We start from the raw sequence: 26,728 nt of genomic DNA on the forward strand, positions 1-26,728 counted from the left end.
ATGATCCGTCGGACAGGCCCTAACCGCGCCGCTCACTCACCGCTCACCAGCACCACTTCCAGGGTGCGCGGACCGTGCACGCCCTCGACCCGGTCGAGCTCGATGTCGCTGGTCGCCGACGGGCCGGAGATCCAGGTCAGCGGGCGGGTCGGGTCGAGGCGCTCCAGGGCCTGGGGCACGGAGGACACGACCTGGTCGGGGACACGGACGACACAGATGTGGTGATCGGGGACCAGGGTGATGCGACGACGCCCCTGGTCCGGGCCGCCGTCCAGGACGATGGTGCCGGTCTCGGCGATCGCGAGCGCGCACGCGGTCACGACGCTGTCGACGCGGTCCAGCTCTCCCGACGTGTCCTCGGCCCGGTCCGGGACGCGCGTCACCTCCGTCGTCGCCAGCCATGCCTCGTCCAGGCCCGCCGGCACCACCACCGAGGTCGAACCGTGCCCGGCGAGCAGCCCCGCGATCGTGCCCGCCAGCTCGGCGGCAGCGCACCGGTGCACCAGCGCCCGGTAGTCGGCGAGGTTCTCCGCCAGCAGATCCACCGTCTGCTCGACGCTCCGAGCCCCGTGCTCGCGCAGATACCCGCGCTCGACGGCCTGCTCGTACGGCGTGTCGTCCCGCGGTACATCGGCGAGCGCGCGCCGCACCCGCCCCAGGATCAGATCCCTGCTGCTCACTTCGCCGCCCCCTTGTCGGTGTTCCCGCCGTGCGTGCGCTGCCACCAGTCTCGGAACGGCTCCGCGGGGACCGTCGGCAGATCCCGGGTGCCGCTCCACGCCTTGCCCGGGCCGGGCAGCGAGCGCGGGTGGAAGCGGCGCGTCCGGGAGGCGAGCCGCTGGCCGGTGCGCAGCGCGCCGGGGTGACTGAACGCCCAGCGTGCCGCCCGCATCGCCGCCCGCTCGGCCGCGTGCCCCTTGGCGGGTTTGAGTACGACCTTGTTGCCCTCCCGCGTCACCTGGCCGCCCTCGGCGATCCGTTCGCGCAGGTGGACGAGGACTTCGGGGATGTCGATGGCGACGGGGCAGACGTCGTAGCAGGCGCCGCAGAGCGAGGAGGCGTACGGGAGCGAGGCGTCGATCTCGCTTGCGGTGCCCCGGAGTTGGGGGCTGAGGATCGCGCCGATCGGGCCGGGGTAGACCGAGCCGTAGGCATGGCCGCCGGCGCGCTCGTAGACCGGGCAGACGTTGAGACACGCCGAGCAGCGGATGCAGCGCAGGGCCTGGCGGCCGACCTCGTCGGCGAGGGTGTCGGTGCGGCCGTTGTCGATGAGGACCAGGTGGAAGGTCTGGGGGCCGTCCTCGTCCGTGGTGCCCGTCCACATCGAGGTGTAGGGGTTCATGCGCTCGGCGGTCGAGGAGCGGGGGAGGGTTTGGAGGAAGACCTCCAGGTCCTGCCAGGTCGGCACGATCTTCTCGATGCCGACGACCGAGATCAGGGTCTCGGGGAGGGTCAGGCACATCCGGCCGTTGCCCTCGGACTCCACGACCATCAGGGTGCCGGTCTCGGCGACCATGAAGTTGGCTCCGGAGATGCCGACCTTGGCGCGCAGGAACTTCTCGCGCAGGTGCAGCCTGGCGGCCTCGGCCAGTTCGGCGGGCGTGTCGGTGAGGCCTTCCGGCGCCGGGCGGCCCCACTCGCTCATCTCGCGGGCGAAGATGTCGCGGATCTCGCCGCGGTTGCGGTGGATGGCCGGGACGAGGATGTGGGAGGGCCGGTCCTTGCCCAACTGCACGATGAGTTCGGCGAGATCGGTCTCGTAGGCGTGGATGCCCTCGGCTTCCAGGGCTTCGTTGAGGCCGATCTCCTGGGTGGCCATCGACTTGACCTTGACGACCTCGCTCTCGCCGGTCATCTTCACCAGGTCGGCGACGATCCGGTTGGCCTCGTCGGCGTCGGCGGCCCAGTGCACGACGCCCCCGGCCGCGGTGACCGACTCCTCCAACTGCACGAGGTAGCGATCGAGGTGACGGAGCGTGTGGTCCTTGATCTGCTTGCCGGCCTCGCGCAGGGCGGCCCAGTCGTCGAGTTCGGCGACGGCGACCGCCCGTTTGGCGCGGATGGTGTGGGTGGCGTGGCGCAGATTGCCGCGCAGGGTCGGGTTGTTGACCGCGTCGTGCGCGGCCACGGGGAAGGCCGGCATGCCGACGAAGGTGCCACTCATGCGCTCGGCTCCTCTTCCGTACTGGCCAGGATCTCCGCGATGTGCACGGGCCGCATCCTCGTCTTGAGCCGGGCCATCGTGCCGCCGATGTGCATGAGGCAGGAGTTGTCGGCGGCGCACAGTACCTCCGCGTTCGTCGACTCGGCGTTGTGCACCTTGTCGGCGCCCATCGCGGCCGAGACGTCGGGGTTCTTGACGGCGAACGTGCCGCCGAAGCCGCAGCACTCGTCCGCGCCGGGCAGCTCGCGCAGTTCGAGCCCCTTGACGGCCTGGAGGAGCCGGCGCGGCCGGTCGCCGAGCCGGAGACTGCGCAGACCGTGACAGGTGGGGTGGTAGGTGACGGTGTGCGGGTAGTACGCGCCGACGTCCGTCACGCCGAGCACGTCCACCAGGAACTCGGTGAGCTCGTACGTCTTCGGTACGACCGGGGCGAGGGTGGCCGCGAGGGTGTCCCCGCGGCCCTCCGCCCGCGCCCGCTCGCCCATCCGCGGATACAGCTCCCGCACCATCGCGCCGCACGACCCGGAGGGCGTCACGATCGCCTCGTACTCACTGAAGACATCGGAGAAATGCCGGGCCAGTGGCTCGGCCTCATGCCGGTATCCGGTGTTGTAGTGGGCCTGCCCGCAGCAGGTCTGCGCCATCGGGAAGTCGACGTCGACGCCCAGTCTGGTCAGCAGTTTCACCACGGCGCGGCCGGTGTCCGGATAAAGCGTGTCGTTGACACAGGTCAGGAACAGGGCGACACGCATCGCGGCTCCTTGGGATCGATCATCGGATGAGTGCAGGGTACGCGGAGGGCGGTCGGCAGGGGAGCCCCCGCTCATGGACACGGATAAGTCCCCTCTCGCGGACGGGTGCAAGGTCCCGTCACGGGAGGGCGGGAGTTCCCGTTCACCCGAGGGTGAGCCGGTCCTCCGCGGAGTGCCAGGCCGCCGCGTCACCCCGGGGCTCGTACCGCCGCAACGGCTGCGTACGGGCGAGGAGTCGCCGCATCGACGTACGGTCGCCGACCAGACCGTGTGCGCGGGCCTGGACCAGGACGTTGCCGAGCGCGGCCGCTTCCGCCGGGCCCGCCACGACCGGCAGTCCGCAGGCGTCGGCCGTCAGTTGGCACAGGAGCTCGTTGCGGGTGCCGCCGCCGACGACGTGGACGACGTCGACCGGGTGGTCGGCGAGAGCCCCGGCCTCGCGGATCGCCCGGCGATGGGCGAGCGCGAGCGAGTCGAGAATGCAGCGGGTGATCTCGGCGCGCGACTCGGGCACGGGCTGTCCCGACTCCCGGCAGGCCCCGGCGATCCGCTCCGGCATCCGGCCGGGTGCCAGGAAGGCGGCGTCGCCCGCGTCCACCACCGACCGCAGCGCGGGCACCTCCGCGGCGGCCCGCAGCAGCTCACCCAGATCGGGCCGCCCCCATTCCCGTACACACTCCTGGAGCAGCCACAGCCCCATGATGTTCCGCAGATAGCGGACCGTGCCGTCCAGCCCCAGTTCATTGGTGAAGTTGGCCGCCCGGCTCGCCTCGGTGAGGACCGGCCGCTCCAGTTCCAGGCCGGCGAGGGACCAGGTGCCGGTGCAGATGTACGCGAACCGTTCGCCCACCGCCGGCACGGCGGCCACCGCGGAGGCGGTGTCGTGCGAGCCGACGGTCGTCACCGGGACCGGGCCCCTCAGCCCGGTCTCCTCCAGGACCCGCGGGAGCAGCAGCCCGGCCGGGTCGCCCGGCTGCCGCAGCGGCGCGAACAGCGTGAGGTCGATGCCCAGCCGGTCCGCGAGGTCGTACGACCAGTCACGGGTGCGCGGATCGATCAGCTGGGTGGTCGAGGCGTTGGTGACCTCCGTGCCCGCCTCGCCCGTGAGCCAGTACGCGAGCAGGTCGGGAACGAGCAACAGCCGCTCAGCGGCGGCGAGTTGCGCAGTCGAGCGGGCCGCCGTGAGCTGGTACAGGGTGTTGAAGGGCGCGTACTGGAGCCCGGTCGTCGCGTACAGCTCGGCGGGGGGCACGGTGGCCCAGACCTTCTGCGCGACCCCCTCGGTGCGGGCGTCGCGGTAGTGCACCGGGTTGCCGAGCAGGGCTCCGTCGGCGTCCAGCAGGCCGTAGTCCACGGCCCAGCTGTCGATGCCGACGGAGTCGACCTGCCCGGCCGCCCGCAGTCCGTCGAGCACCCCCGCGTACAGCGAGAGAATGTCCCAGCGCAGCCCCTCGGGAACCCGCACCGGCCGGTTCGGGAAGCGGTGCGCCTCCGTCAGCTCCAGGGCCTCGGGGCCGACGCGGCCGACCATGACGCGTCCGCTGGACGCGCCGAGGTCGACCGCGGCGAAGCTCTTCACGTGCTCGCTCATCGCAGGAATGCCGCCGCGACACCCGCGTCGACCGGGACATGCAGACCGGTGGTGTGGGTCAGGTCCCCGCCCGTCAGGGCGAACACGGCGTTCGCCACGTGCTCGGGCAGCACCTCGCGCTTGAGGATGGTCCGCTGGGCGTAGAACTCGCCGAGCTTCTCCTCCTCGATGCCGTACGTGGCCGCGCGCTGCGCGCCCCAGCCGCCCGCGAAGATGCCCGAGCCGCGCACGACCCCGTCGGGGTTGATGCCGTTCACCCGGATACCGTGCTCGCCCAACTCGGCGGCGAGGAGCCGGACTTGATGCGCCTGATCGGCCTTGGTGGCGGAGTACGCGATGTTGTTCGGACCCGCGAAGACCGCGTTCTTGGACGCGATATAGACGATGTCACCGCCCAGCCCTTGCGCGATCATCACCCGCGCCGCCTCCCTCGACACGAGGAAGGAGCCGCGGGCCATGATGTCGTGCTGGAGGTCCCAGTCCTTCGCGGTGGTCTCGAGCAGCGGCTTGGAGATGGAGATACCGGCGTTGTTCACCACCAGGTCGACACCGCCGAAGGCGAGCACCGCCGCCTTGAAGGCCTCGGCGATCTGCTCCTCGGAGGTCACGTCGACGGTGACGGCGACGGCCTTGTCGGGACCGCCCAGCGAAGTGGCGACCTCGGCGGCGTTCTCCGCGTTCAGGTCGGCGATCACCACGCAGGCGCCCTCGGCGACGAGCCGCTCGGCGATCGCCTTGCCGATCCCGCTGCCCGCCCCCGTCACCAGCGCCACCCGGGTGGCGAGCGCCTTCGGCTTCGGCATCCGCTGGAGCTTGGCCTCCTCCAGCGCCCAGTACTCGATGCGGAACTTCTCCGACTCCTCGATCGGCGCGTACGTCGAGACCGCCTCGGCGCCCCGCATCACGTTGATCGCGTTGACGTAGAACTCGCCGGCCACCCGTGCGGTCTGCTTGTCCTTGCCGAAGGAGAACATGCCGACACCGGGGACCAGCACGATCGCCGGGTCCGCGCCGCGCATCGCGGGGGAGTCGGCGTCGGCGTGCCGTTGGTAGTAGGCGGCGTACTCCTCGCGGTACTCGCCGTGCAGTTCCTTCAGCCGCGCGATCGCCGCGTCCAGGTCCATGGTCGGCGGCAGGTCGAGGACGAGCGGCCTGACCTTGGTCCGCAGGAAGTGGTCGGGGCAGGAGGTGCCGAGCGCGGCGAGCCGCGGGTGCTCGGCGCTCGCGAGGAAGTCGAGGACGACATCGGAGTCGGTGAAGTGGCCGACCTGCGGCCTGTCCTGGGAGGCGATGGCCCGGATGTACGGTGCCAGCGCCGCGGCCCGCTCCCGGCGCGGGGCGGCCTCCAGGGCCGCGTACGCCTCGACGGCGGGGCCGAAGGGCTCCGCCTTGCCACGCTCGACGAGGAACGCCTCGGCGGTGCGGATGATGTGCAGCGAGTTGCGCTCGCACTCCTGGGCCGTGTCGCCCCACGCCGTGATGCCGTGCCCGCCCAGGACGCAGCCGATCGCCCGCGGGTTGGCCTCCTTGACCGCCGCGATGTCCAGACCCAGCTGGAAGCCCGGGCGGCGCCACGGCACCCACACCACACTGTCGCCGAAGCACTCGGCGGTCAGCTTCTCGCCGTCCGCCGCACAGGCCAGCGCGATACCCGAGTCGGGGTGCAGATGGTCGACGTGGGGCGCGTCCACCAGCCCGTGCATCGCCGTGTCGATGGACGGGGCCGCGCCGCCCTTGCCGTGCAGGCAGTACTCGAACGCGGCGACCATCTCGTCCTCGCGCTCCACACCCGGGTAGACCTCCGTCATCGCCCGCAGCCGGTCAAGCCGCAGCACGGCGAGGCCCGCCTCGGTCAGCGTCCCGAGGTCACCGCCCGATCCCTTCACCCACATCAGCTCGACATCACCCCCGGTCACGGGATCCGTGTCGGTGCCCTTGGCGGAGGTGTTGCCGCCCGCGTAGTTGGTGTTACGAGGATCAGCACCGAGCCGGTGCGAACGGGCCAACAGAGCGGCGGCTTCGGGATGGGGAGCCATGTTCCTAGTCCTTAGGGAAAGAAGAGTGAAAGGAGTGACGTACCTGTGCTGCGGCGCGCCCCTCAGGGGCGCGGGGAACTGCGCGACCAGCCCACTTCGACCCGCAGACTGCGACGAGCCGAACCAGGCAGACGAGATTCAGTCGCTCACGCCCCCCACCCCGCCTGCTGCCCACCAACCCGCTCCGCCGCGATCTTCTCCGCCCACCCGGACCGGCGGTACGCCGAGACGGGATCCGCGTCCAGCCCCAACTCCTCCCGCACCTCACCCAGCAACGGCCGTACATCGGTGTTGTACGCGTCCATGATCACCGCGTTCGCGGCGAGCACGTCCCCCGCACGCTGAGCGTCGGCCAGCGCCGCACCATCCACGAGCAGTGCCTTGGCCGTCGCCTCCTGCACGTTCATCACGGAACGGATGATCGCCGGGATCTTCGCCTCGATGTTGTGGCACTGGTCGAGCATGAAGGCGACGTCCGGAGTGAAGCCACCGCCCCGGATCACCTCGTACATGATCCGGAACAGCTGGAAGGGATCGGCCGCCCCCACCATCAGGTCGTCATCGGCGTAGAACCGGGAGTTGAAGTCGAACGCGCCGAGCTTCCCCTCGCGCAGCAGCGTCGCGACGATGAACTCGATGTTGGTGCCGGGCGCGTGGTGCCCGGTGTCGACGACGACCTGCGCCTTGGGGCCGAGCTTGAGGCAGTGCGCGTACGCCGTGCCCCAGTCCGGGACGTCCGTCATGTAGAAGGCCGGCTCGAAGAACTTGTACTCCAGCAGCATCCGCTGGTCGTCCCCGAGCCGCTCGTAGACCTGGGCCAGGCCCTCGGCCAGCCGGTCCTGGCGCTCATGGATGTCGTCCTGACCGGGATAGTTCGTACCGTCGGCGAACCAGAGCTTCAGGTCCTTGGAACCCGTCGCGTCCATGATGTCGACACACTCGAGCAGGTGATCGACGGCCTTCCGGCGGACGGCGGCCTCCGGGTGGCAGATGGAGCCGAGCCTGTAGTCGTCGTCCTGGAAGGTGTTGGAGTTGATCGCGCCCAGCCTCAGGCCGCGCTCCTGCGCGTACTTCGCCAGCGCACCGTAGTCGTCGACCTTGTCCCAGGGGATGTGCAGCGCGACGGTCGGCGCGGCTCCCGTGAAGGCGTGCACCTGGGCGGCGTCGTCCAGTTTCTCGCGCGGATTGCGCGGGACTCCGGGCTGCGCGAACACCTTGAAGCGGGTTCCCGAGTTCCCGTACGCCCATGAGGGCGTCTCTACTGCCTGGGTCTTCAGGGCGGTCTTCACCGCGGCGAGCTCGGTCACTTCGGGGCTCCTGTGACTTCGGGTGTGATTCGGGTGTGGCTTCGGTTTCGAACGGCTTGTGGAGTCGGGTCCGAACTGCGCTTCTGCCTGATCGGAACAGCTCTTCCGCCTGAAACGATCTGAAACGATTCAGAGCGCCGAAGTTATGAGCCCTCCGCAGGCGTGTCAACCCCCTGGGCGGAGACCGGCCTCCGTGACTCGGTTGTGACCTTCTGCTATCGAAAATTTCGATCCGAACCCATTGACGTGACCTGGGCAACCTGCCTAACGTCCCGGCAACCTAGTTGAAACCTTTCACGACGTCGTGAGGCCTCTCCGCCCGCGTCGTTGAGGAGCTCACATGACCCACCGGTCCGACGCGGGTCCGGCCCCCGTACTGGCGCTGGAGGACATCTCCAAGTCCTTCGGCGCGGTACGCGCCCTGCGGGACGTGTCCCTGGAACTGTTCCCCGGCGAGGTGCACGCTCTCGCCGGCGAGAACGGCGCGGGCAAGTCGACCCTCATCAAGACGCTCGCCGGCGTGCACCGACCGGACGCCGGCCAGGTGCTGCTGGACGGTGAGCCCACCGTCTTCCACGGTCCCGCCGACGCCCGCGACGCGGGCATCGCGGTGATCTACCAGGAGCCCACCCTCTTCCCCGACCTGTCGATCACGGAGAACATCTTCATGGGCCGCCAGCCCCGGCGCGCCCTAGTACTGCAACCGCATCTGCCGTGACAGGTGCTGGGTTGGCTCGTTGTTCCGACTGTGCGATGAATCGTTGACGGTTGAGCAGGTCGAGTCGTGGTCCGAGGGGATAGCCGGGTTCCATGCCCGGTTCGCCCACCGTTTCGGCAGGTCGGAGCCCCGCGAGCGGGCGTCGGACTACCTGAACGGGTTGCTCGCGCCGCTTGAGAAGAAGAACGGGTGGACGCTGTCGGAGCAGGTCGGGCAGTTGCGCCCCGACGGCGTCCAGCGCCTGCTCAACCACTCCGACTGGGACGAGAACGCGGTCCGCGACGATGTCCGGGACTTCGTCGTGGAGACCATCGGCGCCAAGGACGCGGTGCTGATCGGCGACGACACCGGCTTCCTGAAGAAGGGCACCAAGTCCGCCGGCGTCCAGCGGCAGTACACCGGCACAGCCGGCCGCACGGAGAACAGCCAGATCGGAACATTCCTGGCCTACGCCTCCGCCAGGGGCGGGCGTTGATCGACCGCGAGCTCTACATCCCCGTCTCCTGGACGGATGACCGTGACCGCTGCCGCGCGGCCGGGATCGACGACGAGGTCCCCTTCGCGACCAAGAACGAGCACTTCAAGTGGATGCTGCAACGCGCCATCGACGCGGGTGTCCCGTTCGCGTGGGTCACCGCTGACGAGGCATACGGGCAGGTCAAGCACCTGCGAGTGTGGCTGGAGGAACGTCGGGTCGCGCACGTGCTGGCCACGAAGGTCAACGACACTGTGATCACCACGCACGGGGCGGACACGCGGGTGGACCAGTTGGTCGCCGCGCTGCCCCGCCAGCGGTGGAAACGAATCTCCGGCGGGGCCGGCGCGCACGGTGAGCGGATCTACGACTGGGCGCGTGTCGCGATCCGCCCGTCCTGGGAAAACGGCTTCGGGCACTGGGTGCTGGCCCGACGCAGCGTCAGCGACCCGAGCGAGATCGCCTACTACGTCTGCTACGGCCCGGTCGCCTCCCGACTGAAAGACCTGGTCAAAGTAGCTGCCGCGAGGTGGGCGGTCGAGGAGTGCTTCCAGACCGCGAAGGGAGAGTGCGGTCTGGACCACTACCAGGTGCGGCTCTACCGGGCCTGGTACCGCCACATCACCCTGGCCATGGCCGCCCTTGCCTACCTGACCGCCGTCCGCGCCGCAGAAGCCACAAAAGGGCACTCTCGACGACGAGCAAGACCTCATACCCCTCAGCGTCCCGGAGATCCGCCGGTTGATGGGCCACGTCGTCGTCACGCGCCACTGTCACAGCAACGAGCACCATCTGCACTGGTCACGCTTCCGACGACGCAGCCAAGCCCGAGCCCGCCGCTCCCACTATAAACGCCGAGGCCACATTCTCCAGATGCGGTTGCAGTACTAGGCCGTATCGACCACAAGGCCACCCACGCGGCGACCGCCGCCCTGATGAAGCGACTCGGCGTCGAACTCGACCCCGACCGCCCGGCGCGCGGACTGTCCATCGCCGACCAGCAGATCGTGGAGATCGCCAAGGCGCTCTCCTTCGACGCTCGCGTCCTGATCATGGACGAGCCGACCGCCGCCCTCACCGGCAGCGAGGTGGCCCGCCTCTTCGGTGTCGTCCGCACCCTGCGCGAGCAGGGCTCCGCGGTGCTGTTCATCTCGCACCGTCTGGAGGAGATCTTCCAGATCTGCCAGCGGGTCACGACCCTGCGTGACGGAGCCTGGATCTCCAGCGAGCTCATCGACGGCATGACCGAGGACGACCTCGTACGCCGGATGGTCGGCCGCGACCTCGACGAGCTCTACCCCAAGCAGGACGTCGAGGCGGGCGAGGTCGCACTGAGCGTGCGCCGGCTGACCCGCGAGGGTGTCTTCACCGACATCTCCTTCGACGTGCGGCGCGGTGAGATCGTCGGTCTCGCCGGACTCGTCGGCGCCGGGCGTACGGAGGTCGCCCGGGCCGTCTTCGGCGTCGACCGCTGGGACGCCGGAGAGGTCGAGGTCGACGGGAAGTCACTGACGAACGGGGCGCCCTCCACGGCCATGGCCGCCGGGCTCGCCCTCGTCCCCGAGGACCGGCGTGCCCAGGGCCTGGTGATGGACATGTCCATCGAGCGCAACATCGGGCTCACCGGGCTGCGTACGACCGTCAAGGCGGGGCTGGTGGACCGCGGCGCCGAACGCAGCCGCTCCCTCGACTGGGCGGTCAAACTCCAGGTGAAGTACGCCCGGATCGCGGACACCGTCTCCACGCTCTCCGGCGGCAACCAGCAGAAGGTCGTGCTCGCCAAGTGGCTCGCCACCGGCCCCAAGGTGCTGATCGTCGACGAGCCCACCCGGGGCATCGACGTCGGTACGAAGGCCGAGGTGCACCGGCTGCTCTCCGCGCTGGCCGCCGACGGGGTGGCCGTCCTGATGATCTCCTCCGACCTGCCCGAGATCCTCGGCATGGCCGACCGCGTGCTGGTGATGCACGAGGGCCGGCTCACCGCCGAGATATGCCGGTCCGAAGCCACCGAGGAGACCGTGATGGCCGCCGCGACGGGGAGGACCGCCGCATGACCGCCACCAGGAACGTCACCCTCGGCGCGGCACCGTCAGCGGACGGGACGGCCGACCGTCAGACCCCGAACATCCCCCGGAGGGCCGCCGCATGACGGTGACCGCACCCAATCCCGCCCCCGCCGCCGAGGTGCCCAAGTCGAGCGGCACCCGGCTGGTGGACCGCGTCTTCAAGATGCGCGAACTCGCCATCCTGGTCGTCTTCCTGGTGATGATCGCCATCACCCAGATGGGCAACAGCGAGTTCCTGTCCGAGCAGGGCATCAAGGACCTGCTGCTGAACGCGACCATCCTGGTGCTGGTCGCCACCGGGCAGTCGCTGGTCGTGATCACGCGGAACGTCGACCTGTCGGTCGGCTCCATACTCGGCATCAGCGCCTTCGCGGCCGGCACCTATCTGCACGGCGGCGGCAACCCCGTCGTCGCGGTGTTCCTCGCCGTCCTGCTCGGCATCGGCTGCGGGCTGGTCAACGGGCTGCTGGTCAGCCTCGGCCAGGTGCCCGCGCTGGTCGTCACCCTCGGCACGCTCTACATCATCCGCGGCGTCGACTCCATCTGGGTCGGCTCCCGCCAGATCACCGCGGCCGACCTGCCCGGCGGCTTCGTCGACTTCGGCTCCGGCGGCATCTCGGCGGTCCCGTATCTCGCCCTGATCGCGCTGGCGGTGCTGGTGGTCACCGCGTACTACCTCAAGCACTTCGGCAGCGGTCGCGAGCTGTACGCGCTGGGCTCCAACCCGGAGGCCGCCCGGCTCGCCGGTATCCCCGTCCGCAAGCGGATCCTGGCCGCGTACATCCTCTGCGGCGGCCTCACCGGCCTCGCGGGCGCCCTGTACCTCGCCCGGTTCGGCAACGTCGACTCCGGCACCGGCAGCGGCTATGAACTCACCGTCGTCAGCGCGGTCGTGGTCGGCGGTGTCGTCTTCACCGGCGGCTCCGGCAGCGTCTACGGCGCGGCGCTCGGCGGGTTGCTGCTCACCTCGATCAACAGCGTGCTGCCCGCGCTCGGCGTCAGCTCCGTGTGGGTGCTCGCCATCAACGGCATTCTGCTCATCCTCGCCATCGCGGTCGACCGGGTCGTCGCGCTGCGCGTGGCCTCCGCACTGAAGAAGAGGAACGCCCGCCATGGCTGACTCGTCCCTCGCGCGCGCCGTCCGCTGGGACACGGCCGTCGGCGCCCTCCTCATCGTCGTGCTGCTGTTCTCCTTCGGGTTCGTGGACGGGTTCGGCAACGCGCTCAACCTGTCGTTCCTGATCGGCAACACGCTGCCCATCGCGTTGATCGCGCTGCCGATGACCCTGCTCGTGGTGGCCGGGGAGATCGACCTCTCCGTCGCCTCCACGGCGGGGCTCTCCGGCTCGGTGATGGGCGCCCTGTGGAATCAGGGCATGTCGATCGAGACGATCATCCCGCTGTGCCTGCTGCTCGGCGTGGTGTGCGGCCTGGTCAACGGTCTGCTGGTGACCCGGCTCGGGCTCTCGTCCCTCGCCGTCACCATCGGTACGCTCGCCGCCTACCGGGGCATCGCGCAGATCGTGCTCGGCTCGGACGCGGTGACCGACTTCCCCGCCCAGTACCAGGACTTCGCCTCCGGACGTATCGGGAACACCTTCGTCCCGCAGGCGTTCCTTCCCTTCCTTGTGCTCCTCGCGGCAGCGGTGGTAGTACTTCATGCCACGCCCTTCGGACGCTCGTCGTTCGCGATCGGCGCCAACGAGGAGGCCGCGCGGTTCGCCGGCATCCGCGTCAAGCGGCAGAAGCTGATCCTCTTCGTCGCCACCGGCTTCATGGCCTCCCTCACCGGCATCTTCTGGGCCCTGCACTACGCAAGCGCCCGCTACGACAACGCCACCGGCCTCGAGCTCTCCGTCATCGCCGCCGTCCTGCTCGGCGGTATCGACTTCGACGGTGGCAAGGGCACACTCGGCGGCGCGATCGCGGGAGTCTTCCTGCTCGGCGCGCTGCAGAACGTGATGAGCCTCCTGAACGTCTCCGCTCAGTCGCAGATCGTCGTCACCGGCGTTCTGCTCGTCATCTCCGTGCTCGGCCCCCGGGTCGCGCGGCAGATCTCCGTAGCCAGGGCGGCACGCTCCGCCGCATAGACCGTTCGAGAACCGCGGGCCCTGCGTGCCCGGTCCCGCCCACGCGGCGGAGCCGCACATCCGATACAAGCCCCGCACCCCTTCAGGCGCACGTCGCACTCACCTCCGTCAAAAGGAACCCGCCATGCGCAAGTCATCCCTCCGCCGTACCGGCGCGGCGCTCGCCGCCGTGACCTCGCTCGCCCTGGCCGTCACCGCCTGCGGCGGCACCACCAAGAACGACGTGAAGAGCGGAGGCGGCTCGGCCGCCGCGACCGGCAAGGCCGACCCGAACGCGGCCACCAAGAAGGGCCTCACGGTCGGCTTCCTGCCGAAGCAGGTCAACAACCCCTACTTCACCTCGGCGGACAAGGGCGGCGAGAAGGCGCTGACGGAACTGGGATCCAAGTACAAGGAGGTCGGCCCCAGCAGCGCCACCGACACCTCCGGCCAGGTGAGCTACGTCAACACGCTCACTCAGCAGCAGGTCAACGCGATGGCCGTGTCCGCGCAGGACCCGGGTGCCCTGTGCACCGCGCTCAAGCAGGCCATGAGCAACAAGATCAAGGTCGTCACGTACGACTCCGACACCAAGCCCGAGTGCCGCAACGCCTTCGTGTCGCAGGCCAGCGGCGAGGACCTGGGCCGCACCGAGGTCCAGCTGCTCGCCGAGCAGATCGGTTACAAGGGCGAGATCGCGATCCTGTCCGCCGCGCAGACCGCGACGAACCAGAACGCCTGGATCGACTTCATGAAGGAGGAGCTGAAGGACCCCAAGTACAAGGACGTCAAGCTGGTCAAGGTCGCCTACGGCAACGACGACGCCCAGCAGTCCTTCCAGCAGACCCAGGGCCTGCTCCAGGAGCACCCGAACCTCAAGGGGATCATCTCCCCGACCACCGTCGGTATCAAGGCCGCGGCCCAGTACCTGTCCGGCTCCAAGTACAAGGGCAAGGTCAAGCTGACCGGCCTCGGCACCCCCAACGACATGCGCAAGTACGTCAAGAACGGCACCGTCGACGCCTTCGAGCTGTGGGACCCGGCGAAGCTCGGCGAGCTCGCCGCGCGTACGGCCGTGGCGCTGTCCTCGGGGCAGATCACCGGCGCCGAGGGCGAGACCTTCAAGGCCGGTGACATGGGCTCGTTCACCATCGGCAAGGACGGCGTGATCAACCTGGGCAAGCCGACCGTGTTCAACGCCAAGAACATCGACCAGTTCAACTTCTAGGATCCGGGGATTCCTTGATGCAGCGTGTGTGCTTTCTGCTGAAGGTCCGTGCGGACCGCCTCGACGAGTACCGCGAGCGGCACGCCGCCGTGTGGCCCGAGATGCTCGACGCGCTCTCGGCCACCGGCTGGCACAACTACTCGCTCTTCCTGCGCGAGGACGGCCTGCTGGTCGGCTACTTGGAGACCGAGGACTTCGCGGCCGCGCAGGCCGGCATGGAAGCCACCGACATCAATGCCCGTTGGCAGGCGGAGATGGCGCCGTTCTTCGAATCGCTGGACGGCGCCAGACCCGACGAGGCCATGAGGCCCCTCACCGAGGTCTTCCATCTCGCCTGACACCCGCCGACACTCGCTGACACCTGCTGACACCCACGACACCTGCTGATACCCGCGCGAAGCCCCACTCAGGAGCCCGCACATGAAGAGACGCACCCTGCTGGCTACCGCCGTGCTGACCGGCGTGGCGGGCCCCGGAGCCGCCGCCGGTACGGCTCGCGCGGCCGATTTCGGCCCTTCGGTCACCCTCACCGGCAGTACCCGACTGGATGCCCAGGCGCTGTACTTCGTGTCGTACGACGGCCTGGTCAACAACAACTCGTTCCAGAAGAACGGGCTGTTGACCTACCGGGGCTACCAGTACGCCGTCTGGTACACCAGCGACCGCAGCGCGGTCGTCGCCCGCCGGGCGCTCGGCGCGACGAGCTGGTCGACGGTCAAGCTCGCCCACCAGCTCAAGAGCTCCGACTCGCACAACGTGATCTCCATGGGCGTGTCGAAGACCGACGGCCGGCTGCACCTCAACATGGACTCCCACAGCGACGGCTTCTTCTACGTGAAGTCGGTGGCCGGGCTGCTCGACGCTCCCGCCTCCACCGCCTGGACCTCCGCGGTCTTCGGAGCCGTACAGACCTCGCTGGACGGGCTCGCGCTCACGACACAGTTCACCTACCCCCAGTTCATCTCCACGCCCGACGGCAAGCTCCAGCTGAGCTACCGCGTGGGCATCTCCGGAAATGGGCGCAACGCCCTCGCGGAGTACGACGGCTCGGCCTGGACCGCTCTCGGGGAGTGGTCCGGCTCGACCGGCACATACACCAGCGAGCACGGCTCCAGCATCGCCCGCAACATGTACCTGCACGGCATCGACTACGACGTCGACGGACGCCTGCACGCCTTCTTCGCCTGGCGCGAGCAGAACGGCGCCGTGATGTGCAACGGCGGCGGCATCACCAACCACGACACCGGCTATGTCTACTCGACCGACCGCGGCCGCACCTGGCGCAACGACGCGGGCACCGTCGTCGGCACCACGGGCGGCTCCGACACGGTGGCCGTCACCGACGCCGGGCTCGTCGTCGACGCGCTCAACCCGGACCACTCCCTGATGAACCAGGAGAGCCAGACCACCGACTCCACCGGCCTGCCGCACGCGATCATCAGCTATGTGCCCGGCCGCTTCGGCCAGTGCACCACCGACTACGTCACCGACCGGACGAACAACGGCCGCGCCTTCCACCTCCGCAAGAACGCCTCGGGCAGCTGGACCAAGACCGAGATCCCGATCGCGCTCGACTCCAGCCAGCGCACCAGGCTGATCCTGGACACGTACGACAACGCCTACGCGATCATGCCCTTCGGCCGGATCGCGGGCGCCTCGAAGTCCTCCGGGTACACGGACTGGAGCCTCCTGTACGACGGCGGCGGCCTGGACGCCTTCGGCGAGGTGGTGATCGACGAGACGCGCGTCACGCAGGACGGGACGCTGTCGGTCATGTACCAGGAGAAGTCCAGCGGGACCACGCCCTCGGCGCTCCACGTCGTCGATTTCCGGCTGCCCGCATGACCACCGAAGCCGGCGGACTCGCGGGTAATGTGAAGACCCACCCGCCGCTTCTCATCCCCTTGGAGGTTCCTGCCTGATGGCCCAGTCGGTGGGTATCAAGGACGTCGCCCGTGCCGCCGGAGTCTCCGTGGGCACGGTCTCCAACGTCATCAACCGTCCGGACACCGTGGCCTCGGAGACCCGGGCCCGTGTCCAGTCGGCCATAGACCGGCTCGGCTATGTCCGCAGCGAGTCCGCACGCCAGCTGCGGGCCGGGCGCAGCCGGATCATGGGCCTGCTCGTCCTCGACATGGGCAACCCCTTCTTCGTGGACGTGGCCCGCGGTGCCGAGCGCGCCGCGCGGGACGCCGGGCTCGGCGTGATGGTCTGCAACAGCGCGCAGAGCGCCGGCGAGGAGGCCGACTATCTGTCGCTCTTCGCCGAGCAGCGGGTGCGCGGCGTGCTGCTGACGCCCGCCGACGCGACCGGGCGCAACATCGCGGCGTTCCGCCGCAACGGCATCCCCTTCGTCCTGGTCGACCGGGTGGCCGAGGGCACCACCGAGTGCTCGGTCTCGGTCGACGACGTGGCGGGCGGCGCGCTGGCCGTACGGCATCTCGTCGACGCGGGCCATCGATCGATCGCGTACGTCAGCGGGCCGCCCGGCCTCAACCAGGTCAGGGACCGCCGCGTGGGCGCCCTGAACGCGCTGGCCGAGGCCGGCCTCCCGCCCACCGCGATGCGGGAGCTGCCCACCGAGCGCCTCGACGTGGCCGCGGGCCGCGACGCGGGCGCCCGGCTGCTGGGCCTCGCCGAGCGCCCGACCGCCGTCTTCTGCGCCAACGACCTGCTCGCGCTCGGCGTCCTTCAGGCCATGTACGCGGCGGGCGTCGGCGTCCCCGACGACCTCGCGATCGTCGGCTACGACGACATCGAGTTCGCCGCCGCCGCGGCCGTCCCGCTCACCTCAGTACGGCAGCCCGCGATGACCATGGGCGCCCTCGCCGCCGAACTGCTCCTGGAGGAGACCGAGGCCGAGACGGCGCCCACCCCGCACGAACACCGGCGCGTGGTGCTCCAGCCCGAGCTGGTGGTGCGCCGCTCCAGCCTGTCGGCGCGCTGACGCGCGGCACCGTCCGCGCGGCCCGGCCTGCTGAGCCACCATTCAGTACGACTTTCTTGATCCCCGGTCTCGGCGGGTCGGCGATCATGTGCTCAACTGGGACGCAGCCTGGATCCGTACGTCTCGGGAGCACTGTTGACCGTCAGCTACCGCCAGCCCGGTGTCGTCCTCACCGACCGCCGCTTCACCGTGCCCCTCGACCACGACGACCCGGCGGGGGAGAGCATCGAACTGTTTGCCCGCGAGGTCGTCGCGAGCGAGAAGGCGCGTCAGGACCTCCCCTGGCTGGTCTACCTCCAAGGCGGTCCCGGCTTCGGCGCCAACCGCTTCGTCGGCAAGCAGGCCTGGCTCGGCCGCGCGCTGAAGGAGTTCCGGGTGCTGCTGCTCGACCAGCGCGGCACCGGCCACTCCACGCCCGCCAATCGCCAGACGCTTCCGCTGCGCGGCGGCCCCGGCGCGCAGGCCGACTACCTCGCGCACTTCCGCGCCGACTCCATCGTCCGCGACTGCGAAGCCATCCGCCCTCGTCTCACCGGCGGCGCCCCCTGGACCGTACTCGGCCAGAGCTTCGGCGGCTTCTGCGCCGTGCACTACCTCTCGACGGCGCCCGAAGGCCTGCGGGCGGCCCTGATCACCGGCGGCCTGCCCTCCCTCGACGCGCACGCGGACGACGTGTACCGGGCCGCGTATCCCCGTATCGAACGCAAGGTCGCGGCACACTACGCGCGCTACCCCCAGGACATCGAGCGGGCTCGCCAGATCGCCGAGCACCTGGTTCGCCACGAACCGGTCCTGAGCAACGGCTACCGCCTGACCGTCGAGGCCTTCCAGTCCCTGGGCATCCTCCTCGGCGGCGGTGAGGGCAGCCACCGCCTGCACTACCTCCTCGAGGAGGCCTTCGTCCGCACCCCGCAGGGCCCGGCCCTCTCCGACGCCTTCCAGGAGGAGGTGCAGGGCCTCCTCTCCTACGCCGGCCACCCGCTGTACGCGCTCGTCCACGAGGCCTGCTACGCCCAGGGTGAGAGGCCGACCGCCTGGTCCGCCGAGCGGGTGCGCGCCGAGTTCCCGCAGTTCGACGCGGCGAAGGCCCTCGCGGACGACGGACCGCTGCTGTTCACCGGCGAATCCGTGCACCCCTGGCTTTTCGACACCGACCCCGCGCTGCGTCCCCTCCGCGAGACCGCCGAGGAACTGGCCGCCCGCACCGACTGGCGGCCGCTGTACGACCCCGCCCGCCTCGCCGCCAACGAGGTACCGGTGGCCGCGGCGGTCTACCACGACGACATGTACGTCGACCCGGAGCACTCCCTGCGCACGGCCCGTGCCATCGGTGGTCTGCGGACCTGGGTGACGAACGAGTTCGAGCACGACGGCGTACGGGTCGGCGGGCCGCGCGTCCTGGACCGGTTGCTGGCGCTGACACGCGACGAGGTCTGACCTCCGGTTCCTCGCCCCCGCCGCCCCTACCCGTCCCATCCCCACTTGGAGGCTCCGCCCCAAACCCCCGGGTGTGTTCCCTGTCTGCGGGTGGGTGGGGGCTTGTCGCGCAGTTCCCCGCGCCCCTTATGAGCGCTGGCGCGCACGGGGCACCCCCATCGGCTCAGTACGCTGGTGACATGCGAGAAGACAGCGTGACGGCAGTCGATGACCGGCTCCTTGAGTTGCGGGCCGACTGCGGTCGGTGTTTCGGGCTGTGCTGTGTCGCCCTGCCCTTCACCCGCTCGGCGGACTTCGCGATCGACAAGCCCGCCGGAAAGCCCTGCCAGAACCTGCAGGCGGACTCCCGGTGCGGGATTCACACCCAGCTGAGGCAGAAGGGCTTCAGCGGATGCACGGTGTACGACTGTTTCGGCGCCGGCCAGCAGGTCTCCCAGGTCACCTTCGGCGGCCAGGACTGGCACACGGGCTCGCGAGAGCGGGCCCGGCAGATGTTCGACGTGTTCCCGGTCGTCCGCCAGTTGCACGAACTGCTCTGGTACCTGAACGAGGCCCTGACCCTCCCCGCGGCCCGCCCGATCCACGCCGACATCCGCCGCGCCCTCGCGGAGACGGAACGGCTGACGAGCCAATCCCCCCAGGAGCTGGGGGAGTTGGATGTGAACGCACACCGGCAGCAGGTCAACCCCCTCCTGCTGCGGACCAGTGAACTCGCGCGCGCGGGGGTCGGCCGCGGCAAGAAGAAGGAGCGTCGCGGCGCCGACCTCATGGGCGCCCGCCTCAAGGGCGCCGACCTGCGGGGTGCCAACCTGCGCGGCGCCTACCTCATCGCCGCCGACCTCACCGGCGCCGATCTGCGCGGCGCGGACCTGATCGGCGCCGACCTGCGCGACACCGATCTGACGGACGCGGATCTGACGGACGCGTTCTTCCTGACCCAGCCCCAGCTGAACGCGGCCAGAGGCAGTGCCGGGACCAGGCTGCCGCGGTCAGTCACCCGCCCGGGCCACTGGACGCAGTGACACGGAGTCCGGCGCGGGCGCCCGGTCTTCGAGGTGCAGCCGCAGCCCCTCCGGCATCAGCGTCAGCCGCTCGGCGATCCGCAGCCGGTAGTCCGGCTGGGGCCGCAGCTCGTAGCGGCGCAGCAGCAGGCCCAGGACGAGCGTCGCCTCGTGCAGCGCGAACTGTCGGCCGATGCAGGCCCGCGCCCCGGTGCCGAACGGCTTGAAGGTGTGGGCGGGCCGGGACCGTACGGCCCCCGGGTCGAAGCGGTCCGGGTCGAATTCCTCGGCGTTCGCGCCCCATACCTCCGGGTTGCGCTGCAGCAGCGTCGTCAGGACCAGGGTCCAGGCACCCGTCCGCATCGGGTGGACCCCGCCCAGCACGGTGTCCTCGCGGGCCTCGCGCGCGAAGCCGGGCGCCGTCGGCCACAGCCGTAGCGATTCGTCGAGGACCCGGCGGACGTAGCGCAACTTGGCGACCTGGTCGTAGGCGGGCAGGAGGGTGTCGCCCCAGACCCGGTCCACCTCGGCCCGTGCGCGGGCGGCGACGTCCGGGTGCTGGGCGAGGTAGTGCAGGGCGAAGGAGAGCGCGCCCGAGGTCGTCTCGTGGCCGGCGATCAGGAAGGTGATCACCTGGCGTCGGATGTTCTCGGGCGCCAGCCGCTCCCCGGTCTCGGGATGGGCGGTCTCCAGCATCCGGTCGAGCAGGTCACCCTCGCCGGAGGAGTGCTGACGGGCCGCGACGACGGCGTCGACCGTCTGGTTGAGGTACGCCACGTGCGCCTCGTTGCGACGGGTGGCCCCGCGCAGCAGTACCGGAGCCAGTGGCGCGGGGAGCACGTTGAGGCGCTGCGCGTAGGTCAGGGTGCCGACCATCGCGGTGACGAACGGGTGCGGCCTGGAGCGCTCGAAAGAGCCGAAGTCGTGGCCGAAGCCGGTGCGGGCGATGGTCTCCAGTGTCAGTTTCGTCATGTCGCCGGGAACGTTCACCGCCCGGCCCGCCGCGCGTTCCCCGTCCCAGCGCTCCATCAGCCGCTCGGTCACGGCGAGCATCATCGGGTGGTAGCCCTCCATGGCCTCACGGCTGAAGCCCGGAGCGAGGACGTCGTGGGCCAGCTGCCAGTTCGGTTCGTGGTTGTACGCCGTGAACAGACCGTCCCCGGCGACCGGCCGGAGGTTGGCGACCCCGAGGCCGACGTGCTTGGCGAACCGTGTCTCGTCCGCCAGCTCGGCCGCGAGCTCGGCGCCCCACACGAACACGATCTCCTTGCCGAAGCCCTTGCGCCGGAAGATCGGCCCGAGCCGGCGCCCGAATCGCATCGAGTCCTGCACCGGAGAGCGGACGTTCGCCCCGATCACATCCCCGACGAGGGGGAGCCGGTAGGGCGGGCGGGGGATGCGGTGCAGTTCGGGCCAGCCCAGCTCCGCGCTCCGGAACCCCTTGGGCAGCACGGCCCCTGTCGTCTCCGCCATGACGCGATCTCCCTTGTGCCTGCGGCACGTCGACACTGCTGTCCTGACCCTGTTGTACGCGGGTTCAATAGTGGTTTTCAGTGTGATCCCCTTGTTGAACCGACGTCAAGTAAGGTGCGGCCATGATGGGCGAACAGGGGGAGCGGGGAGAGCGGACGCGCCGTCGGCTGAGTACCGAGGAGCGCAGGGAGCAGCTGTTGTCCGTCGGGGCGCGGCTGTTCTCGGAGAGCCCGTACGACGAGGTGTGGATCGAGCAGGTCGCCGAGATCGCCGGGGTCTCGCGCGGGCTCCTGTACCACTACTTCCCGACCAAGCGGGACTTCTTCGCGGCCGTCGTGGAGCGTGAGAGCGAGCGGATGCTGCGGCTGACGACGGCGGTGCCCGGCACCCCCGTCCGTGAGCAGCTGAGCGCCGGACTGGACACCTTCCTGGCGTACGTCGAGGCCCACGCGCACGGTTTCCGCGCCTTCCATCGCGCCGACGCGGCCGGTGACCAGGCCGTGCGCAAGGTCTATCAGAGGGCGCTGGCCGCGCAGGAGCGGCAGATCCTGGCGGCGCTCGACGCGGACCCCGACGTTCCCGGGGGGATCGAGGACCGGCCCGAGCTGCGGATCGCCGTCCGCGGCTGGCTCGCCTTCACCACGGCCGTGTGCCTGGAATGGCTCAGGGGGTCGGAGCTGACGCGGGAGCAGCTGCGGGATCTGTGCGCGCGGGCGCTTCTGGGTGCCATCGCGCCGTAACTCGTTCGAGGGTCGCGGGCGGGGCGTGGGTGGCGTGCACCCGGATCTCCGATAGGTTAGGCAAGGCTTACCTAAAGGAGGTTGGGATGGGTGACCGCATGGGTGACCGTCATGGCTGGACGGCCGCGCCCGCCGCTGCTGAGCGCGCCCGCTCGGTGCTCGCCGCGGCATGGTCCTGCGCGGTGACCGCGGAGGGTGGCAGGGAGGAGCTCGTCGGCGCGCACACCGTCACCGCGGACGGCCGCGTGCTCCTGCACGTACCGGACGACAGCACACTGACGGCCGCGGCGGTGTGCGCGCCGCGCGGGGAGCCCTCCGCCGTCCTGGAGTTCGCGGACGTCGCGCCCGTGCCGGTGCGGGGCCGGATCCGCACCCGGCTCTGGATGGCCGGCCGGTTCGTCCTGGCGGACGGGTATCTGGAGTTCCGGCCCTCGCGTGTGGTGCTGCGCGGGGCGTCCGGTGCGCTCGTGGTGGACCTCGACGAGTTCGCGGACGCCGTCCCCGACCCGCTCGCGACGGCCGAGGCGAGCCTGCTCACCCATCTGGCCGACGCGCATCCGGACGCCGTCGAGCGGCTGACCCGCCTCGTCGAGCCCGACAGCCTGCACGGCGCGGTCCGCGTCCAGCCGCTCGCCGTCGACCGGCACGGATTGACACTGCGGATCGAACGGGCGCGCGGCAACGGCGACGTACGCCTGCCCTTCCACTCGCCGGCCGACGACGTCTCGCAGCTCACCGAGCGGATGCATGTACTGCTCACGCAGGCGAGCTCCGCCTCCTGTCCCCGCGCGCTACAGCGGCAGCGCACAGACGGCGACGGGTGAGGTGAACGGCTTGCCCGCGCGCCGGAGTTCACCGCTCGCGCCGTCGACGTGGAAGACACTGACCGTGCTCGAGCGCTGGTTCGCCGTGAACAGCAGCCCTTCGTCCGGTGAGAAGGCGACGTGGCGCGGGAAGTCGCCGTCGACCGGCACGGTGTCCAGGAGCCGCAACCGGGCGCCGGCCGCCTCGACCGCGTACCGCGTCAGGCTGTTGTGGCCGCGGTTGGCGAGATAGGCGTACGACCCGTTCGACGTCACCAGGATCTGCGCCGGGTAGTTCGTGCCCGTGCCCGTGCCGGTGGACTGCGGGTCGCCCGGGGTGAGCCGTCCGCTCGCCGGGTCGTACGCGCAGACCACGACCGTGTTGTCGACCTCGTTCGCGAGATAGGCGAAACGGCCGGCGGGGTGGAAGGTGAGATGGCGCGGTCCCGCGCCCGGCCGGGTGTGCGCTTGGGAGACCTCGGTGAGTGTTCCCTTCGCCTGGTCCAGACGGTAGGTGTAGACCGTGTCGGTGCCCAGGTCGACGGCGAGGACATGCCCGCCGTCGGGGCTGGTGAGGAACTGGTGGGCGTGCGGGCCGTCGTGGCTGTGGCCCGGTGCCGGACTGGAATGTGCGACCAGGTCGGTGCGCTCGCCGAGTGCGCCCGAGGCGTCGATGGGGTGCACGACCACGCTGCCCGAGGTGTAGTTGGCGCTCAGCAGCCAGCGTCCGCTCGGATGCACGGAGAGATGACAGGGGCCCGCGCCACCGGTGCTCCGGGTGCCCAGCACTCGGTTGTCGGCGAGCCGTACCGCCGTCACAGCGCCTTCGGGCCGCTCGTCGACCGCGTACAGCGTGTGGCCCTTCGGATGTGCGGCGAGGTACGACGGGTCGCCGATGCCGGTGAGCGTGCCGGTGGCGGTGACGGAACCCGTCGCCGTGCCGTACGTGGCCAGGCCGATCCCCTTCCCGCCGCCCGCGACCGAGGTGTAGGTGCCGAGGAACAGCCGGCGGACGGTGGAGGGGGCCGGCGCGGGGGCCGAGGTGGTGAGGGAGCCGTCGGCGGGTGGGGCCGTGGTCGCGGGGCGGGTGCGCGGCGCGGCCGGTGCCGGAACCGTCGTAGCCGCGGCGATCCCCGCCAGCGCTCCGACGAACCGGCGCCTGCGCCAGCCGCCGCCCGTCTCCCGCGCCGGATCTGCACCACTGTTCATACCTGCACCTCGGGTGTCGGTCGACTCGGTCGTCACAGCCACCTTGGCGTGCGACACCCGAGGAGTGCAAGCGCGGCAATGGATGTTGCGTCCTGCGCAACGACTGGGTGGGCCGCCTACCAGTCTCCGTCCTCGACCGGCTTGCCCGGCGCGTCACCCAGCTGCTTCACCTGGTGGGGCGAGGGTTCCTGCCAGGGCTCGTGGTCGTCGCCGAGCCACTCGCCGACCGGCCGCACCGAGCTCAGGGAGTCGGTGGGGGCGATGTCCTGGGCCGTGTCGTCGTAGTACTCGAACCAGGGCAGTCCGGCCCGTGTGTAGGCCGCGCGGTCGACAGGGGACGGCGGGGGAGCCTCGCCCGTGATCCGGCGCCACTCGGGAGGCGTCACAAGATGTACGAAAACCCGGCCGACGGGCTCCCTGGCCCAGGCGCCGCGCGATCGCTCGTCCCGGTAGACCTCCTGGCGCATCGAGCCTCCCACACCGAGTCCCATGGCCGGGGCGCTCCTCGGGCGGCCCGCCGAGGCGGGCGCGGCGGCCATCGCGGCGCCGGGAGCCGGCGGCGGGGCGCCATAGGCGGACACACTCTTCACCGACCTCGCGCTCACGGTCCGGCGGCGCTCCCGCTCACGCCACTTCGCGAGCTCCGCGTCATTCAGCCGGAAGGACTGCAGCTGCACGCCGCCCCACACCTCCTCGCCGGTGACCTGGCCCTCGACCGTGGCGCCGAGCCCCAGCGGCACGGCGACGAACTGGCGGACCGTGCCCTTCCCGGAGTGGATGCCGTCGAGCCACGGCTGGCGGGGGAGCACCACATAGTTCTGCGGGTCCTGGGTGAGCAGGGAGCTCCACGGCTCGCCCGAGACCGCGCACACCTTGCCCACCCCGACCTGCAACGCGGCCGGCTCCGTCGAGCCCGCGAAGCTCAGCCACATCGCCTCGCGCAGATACACCGGCAGCATCACACCGCCGCGCGCACGCCACTCGGCGGGCACGGTGTCCGCGTAGTCCTCGACGCGGCGCAGGGGGAACTCGCCGAGCCCCGGTGGCAGTTCGTGCGTGCCCGTCTCGGGCAGGCGCAGCGTCCGTATGAACCGGATCCGCACCCCGCCCGGCAAGCGCAGTGTTTTCCCGTCGATCCGCACAGCGTCGTCGGTCATCCGCCCGCTCCCCCCGTCGTCGCCCCCGCTCCTTACGCGGAACGGCTGTCCTCAGAGAGAACGACCGGAGACGGGGGGACGGTTCCGGTCCGAGCGCGGCCGTCGCGGCCCGCGGGGCATCCGAAGGCGCCGCCGCAGCCGGATGAGATGGTGACGGCGCTCGCGTTCTTCGCGGGTGCCGCGGTCGAGCTCCTCCAGGAGCCGCCGTGAGCGGTGCTCCGTGTCCAGCTCGTCCAGGATGCGGTTGACCTCGGTGAGGACGGCGCCGTGCAGCTGCCACTGCCGGGCGTCCCGCTGCACCTCCTCCAGCAGCAGCTGGGCCAGCTTGTCGCGGGTCGCCGCGGCCGTGGACAGCTCCGCGGCGAGCCGGGCCTCCGCCGACTCGGCGTTCTGGCTGACGTCCGTGGTCACCAGGACCGCGAAACTCACCACGGCGTCGCCCACTTCCGACAGCAGCTGCTCCAGCGTCGCCCCCACCTGCGGTTCGAACAGCGGGTCGGGATCGCGCTCCTTGGCGAGGTCGGTCAGGGTGCGGGCGAGCACCCGCAGCACCACCGTGCAGATCTCCAGCGTGTCGAGGCCGGTACGCAGCACGATCCGGTGCAGCAGGCCCTCCCGTACGCGCGGATTGAGCTTGAGGCTGTCCTCGGCCTGCCGGAGCGCCGCGTCCACCTGGACGATGTCGTGGTCCAGGCGGCGCGCCTCGTGCAGCCGGGCGGTCGCGTGCTCGACGGGAGTACGGCCCGCCGCCTCCTCGCCCATGCGCAACATCAACTGGCGCACCCGCCGTGCCAGATCCCCGATGGACTCGCCGGCCGCGCCCACCCATACAGGGGGAGCGAAGAGCAGATTGCAGCCGAGTCCGACCACCGCGCCGATCAGTGTCTCCAGCACCCTGGCCCAGGCCGTGTCCCCGACCCTGGTCACGCCGAGCACCAGCATCGCGCTGATCGCCACCTCGGGCACGAACTCGCTGACCCGGACGAGATGGCCGACGGCCAGCGAGGCGAGGATGAGCAGGGCCAGACTCCACCACGTCAGACCCACGAGAACGCTGAAGGCGATGGCGACGACGACACCCGCCACCACGGAGTTCACCCGGCGGATGCCGGTGGTGAGGGTGGCGTAGAGCGTGACCTGCACGACCAGGAGCGCGGTGAGCGGGGCGGTGAGCGGCGCGGGCTCCGGACTGAGCCGCAGCGCGATCACATACGCGACGGTCGCGGCCGCGGCCGACCGCACCGACTGGACGACCACGGGTTCCTGGTGCCACTTCCGCAACTGTGCACCTGCCATGGCCCACGCACCACGTACGTCTCGCATCCTTGGCCTTTTCCCTTTTCGCAGGTGTACCGAACGTGCTGATCGAGGACCGTAACTGTCCGCAAGGGAGCCTAGTTTGTTCTCCCTGGTCGGAAGGCGTCCAGGGGGACCAGGAGTGAGCGGTCTCGCGGGCTTCGAACAAACGAGTTGCGGATGTCCCGTCCGGCCAGTGATCTTTAGGGGTACCCCAGTGGGGGCGAGGACGTGAGGGGACAGGGCGGGGGAGGGGTCC

General features: G+C 70.4%; 20 protein-coding genes and 3 pseudogenes. 13 read left to right on the forward strand and 10 right to left on the reverse strand.

The window, feature by feature from the left end:
• Window positions 1-32 precede the first annotated feature (32 nt).
• From OG819_RS31235 to rhaI, 6 genes are all read right to left on the reverse strand, one after another.
• Window positions 33-680 (reverse strand): lactate utilization protein C, encoded by a 648-nt coding sequence (locus OG819_RS31235; RefSeq protein WP_266622100.1) that lies wholly within the window; start codon window positions 678-680, stop codon window positions 33-35.
• The gene (locus OG819_RS31240; RefSeq protein WP_266622098.1) at window positions 677-2,164 is read right to left on the reverse strand and encodes a LutB/LldF family L-lactate oxidation iron-sulfur protein; all 1,488 of its coding nucleotides are present in this window, start codon (window positions 2,162-2,164) and stop codon (window positions 677-679) included. The genes OG819_RS31235 and OG819_RS31240 overlap by 4 nt, the downstream gene beginning before the upstream one ends.
• Complete coding sequence (locus OG819_RS31245) at window positions 2,161-2,916, reverse strand: (Fe-S)-binding protein (protein WP_266622096.1); 756 nt, start codon at window positions 2,914-2,916, stop codon at window positions 2,161-2,163. Before OG819_RS31245 ends, OG819_RS31240 begins: the two co-directional genes overlap by 4 nt.
• A 142-nt stretch (window positions 2,917-3,058) precedes the next feature.
• Window positions 3,059-4,507 (reverse strand): FGGY-family carbohydrate kinase, encoded by a 1,449-nt coding sequence (locus OG819_RS31250; RefSeq protein ID WP_266651918.1) that lies wholly within the window; start codon window positions 4,505-4,507, stop codon window positions 3,059-3,061.
• On the reverse strand, window positions 4,504-6,543 hold the full coding sequence (locus OG819_RS31255; protein WP_266622092.1) for a bifunctional aldolase/short-chain dehydrogenase: 2,040 nt from the start codon (window positions 6,541-6,543) through the stop codon (window positions 4,504-4,506). Before OG819_RS31255 ends, OG819_RS31250 begins: the two co-directional genes overlap by 4 nt.
• 146 nt (window positions 6,544-6,689) lie before the next feature.
• On the reverse strand, window positions 6,690-7,850 hold the full coding sequence (rhaI, locus tag OG819_RS31260; RefSeq protein ID WP_266579948.1) for an L-rhamnose isomerase: 1,161 nt from the start codon (window positions 7,848-7,850) through the stop codon (window positions 6,690-6,692).
• Window positions 7,851-8,190: 340 nt separating this feature from the next.
• Here rhaI and OG819_RS31265 point away from each other — a divergent pair.
• The 11 genes and pseudogenes from OG819_RS31265 to OG819_RS31315 all read left to right on the forward strand — a co-directional run.
• Window positions 8,191-8,544 (forward strand): annotated as a pseudogene (locus OG819_RS31265) (ATP-binding cassette domain-containing protein); the annotation flags it as partial.
• A gap of 103 nt (window positions 8,545-8,647) precedes the next feature.
• A pseudogene (locus OG819_RS31270) lies at window positions 8,648-9,894 on the forward strand (IS701 family transposase).
• A gap of 36 nt (window positions 9,895-9,930) precedes the next feature.
• Window positions 9,931-11,097, forward strand: a pseudogene (locus OG819_RS31275) (sugar ABC transporter ATP-binding protein); the annotation flags it as partial.
• Window positions 11,098-11,188: 91 nt separating this feature from the next.
• Window positions 11,189-12,229, forward strand: coding sequence for an ABC transporter permease (locus OG819_RS31280; RefSeq protein WP_266651920.1), 1,041 nt, complete (start codon window positions 11,189-11,191; stop codon window positions 12,227-12,229).
• Entirely contained in the window at window positions 12,222-13,199 is a 978-nt protein-coding gene (locus tag OG819_RS31285) for an ABC transporter permease (RefSeq protein WP_266622086.1), read from the forward strand. The genes OG819_RS31280 and OG819_RS31285 overlap by 8 nt, the downstream gene beginning before the upstream one ends.
• Window positions 13,200-13,323: 124 nt before the next feature.
• Entirely contained in the window at window positions 13,324-14,406 is a 1,083-nt protein-coding gene (gene rhaS / locus OG819_RS31290; protein ID WP_266622084.1) for a rhamnose ABC transporter substrate-binding protein, read from the forward strand.
• Between the two features lie 17 nt (window positions 14,407-14,423).
• Entirely contained in the window at window positions 14,424-14,744 is a 321-nt protein-coding gene (locus OG819_RS31295) for an L-rhamnose mutarotase (RefSeq protein WP_266622082.1), read from the forward strand.
• 82 nt (window positions 14,745-14,826) lie between these two features.
• Window positions 14,827-16,251, forward strand: a complete 1,425-nt coding sequence (locus tag OG819_RS31300) for a BNR repeat-containing protein (protein ID WP_266651922.1) — start codon at window positions 14,827-14,829, stop codon at window positions 16,249-16,251.
• Between the two features lie 76 nt (window positions 16,252-16,327).
• Window positions 16,328-17,353 (forward strand): LacI family DNA-binding transcriptional regulator, encoded by a 1,026-nt coding sequence (locus OG819_RS31305; RefSeq protein WP_266417968.1) that lies wholly within the window; start codon window positions 16,328-16,330, stop codon window positions 17,351-17,353.
• A gap of 135 nt (window positions 17,354-17,488) precedes the next feature.
• Complete coding sequence (locus OG819_RS31310; RefSeq protein WP_266622078.1) at window positions 17,489-18,790, forward strand: alpha/beta fold hydrolase; 1,302 nt, start codon at window positions 17,489-17,491, stop codon at window positions 18,788-18,790.
• Window positions 18,791-18,969: 179 nt separating this feature from the next.
• Window positions 18,970-19,812, forward strand: a complete 843-nt coding sequence (locus OG819_RS31315; protein ID WP_266622076.1) for a pentapeptide repeat-containing protein — start codon at window positions 18,970-18,972, stop codon at window positions 19,810-19,812.
• Here OG819_RS31315 and OG819_RS31320 read toward each other — a convergent pair.
• Entirely contained in the window at window positions 19,780-21,264 is a 1,485-nt protein-coding gene (locus OG819_RS31320) for a cytochrome P450 (RefSeq protein WP_266622075.1), read from the reverse strand. The genes OG819_RS31315 and OG819_RS31320 overlap by 33 nt on opposite strands.
• 122 nt (window positions 21,265-21,386) lie before the next feature.
• Between OG819_RS31320 and OG819_RS31325 the strand changes: the two genes are divergently transcribed.
• Both OG819_RS31325 and OG819_RS31330 read left to right on the forward strand, forming a co-directional pair.
• Window positions 21,387-22,004 (forward strand): TetR/AcrR family transcriptional regulator, encoded by a 618-nt coding sequence (locus tag OG819_RS31325; RefSeq protein ID WP_266622074.1) that lies wholly within the window; start codon window positions 21,387-21,389, stop codon window positions 22,002-22,004.
• Between the two features lie 98 nt (window positions 22,005-22,102).
• A complete protein-coding gene (locus tag OG819_RS31330; RefSeq protein WP_266652891.1) occupies window positions 22,103-22,828 on the forward strand; it encodes a DUF2470 domain-containing protein in 726 nt (241 codons plus the stop codon).
• Here OG819_RS31330 and OG819_RS31335 read toward each other — a convergent pair.
• The 3 genes from OG819_RS31335 to OG819_RS31345 all read right to left on the reverse strand — a co-directional run bounded on the left by OG819_RS31335 (window position 22,796) and on the right by OG819_RS31345 (window position 26,496).
• Window positions 22,796-24,016 carry a lactonase family protein gene (locus OG819_RS31335; protein ID WP_266651924.1) on the reverse strand — a complete coding sequence of 407 codons (1,221 nt, stop codon included), beginning with the start codon at window positions 24,014-24,016 and terminating at the stop codon, window positions 22,796-22,798. The genes OG819_RS31330 and OG819_RS31335 overlap by 33 nt on opposite strands.
• Window positions 24,017-24,132: 116 nt before the next feature.
• Window positions 24,133-25,173, reverse strand: a complete 1,041-nt coding sequence (locus tag OG819_RS31340) for a hypothetical protein (protein WP_266651926.1) — start codon at window positions 25,171-25,173, stop codon at window positions 24,133-24,135.
• 51 nt (window positions 25,174-25,224) lie between these two features.
• Window positions 25,225-26,496: an aromatic acid exporter family protein gene (locus tag OG819_RS31345; RefSeq protein WP_266622069.1), complete on the reverse strand. Its 1,272-nt coding sequence runs from the start codon at window positions 26,494-26,496 to the stop codon at window positions 25,225-25,227.
• Window positions 26,497-26,728 lie beyond the last annotated feature (232 nt).

The organism is Streptomyces sp. NBC_01549 (genome assembly GCF_026339955.1).
Classification (GTDB): Bacteria; Actinomycetota; Actinomycetes; order Streptomycetales; family Streptomycetaceae; genus Streptomyces.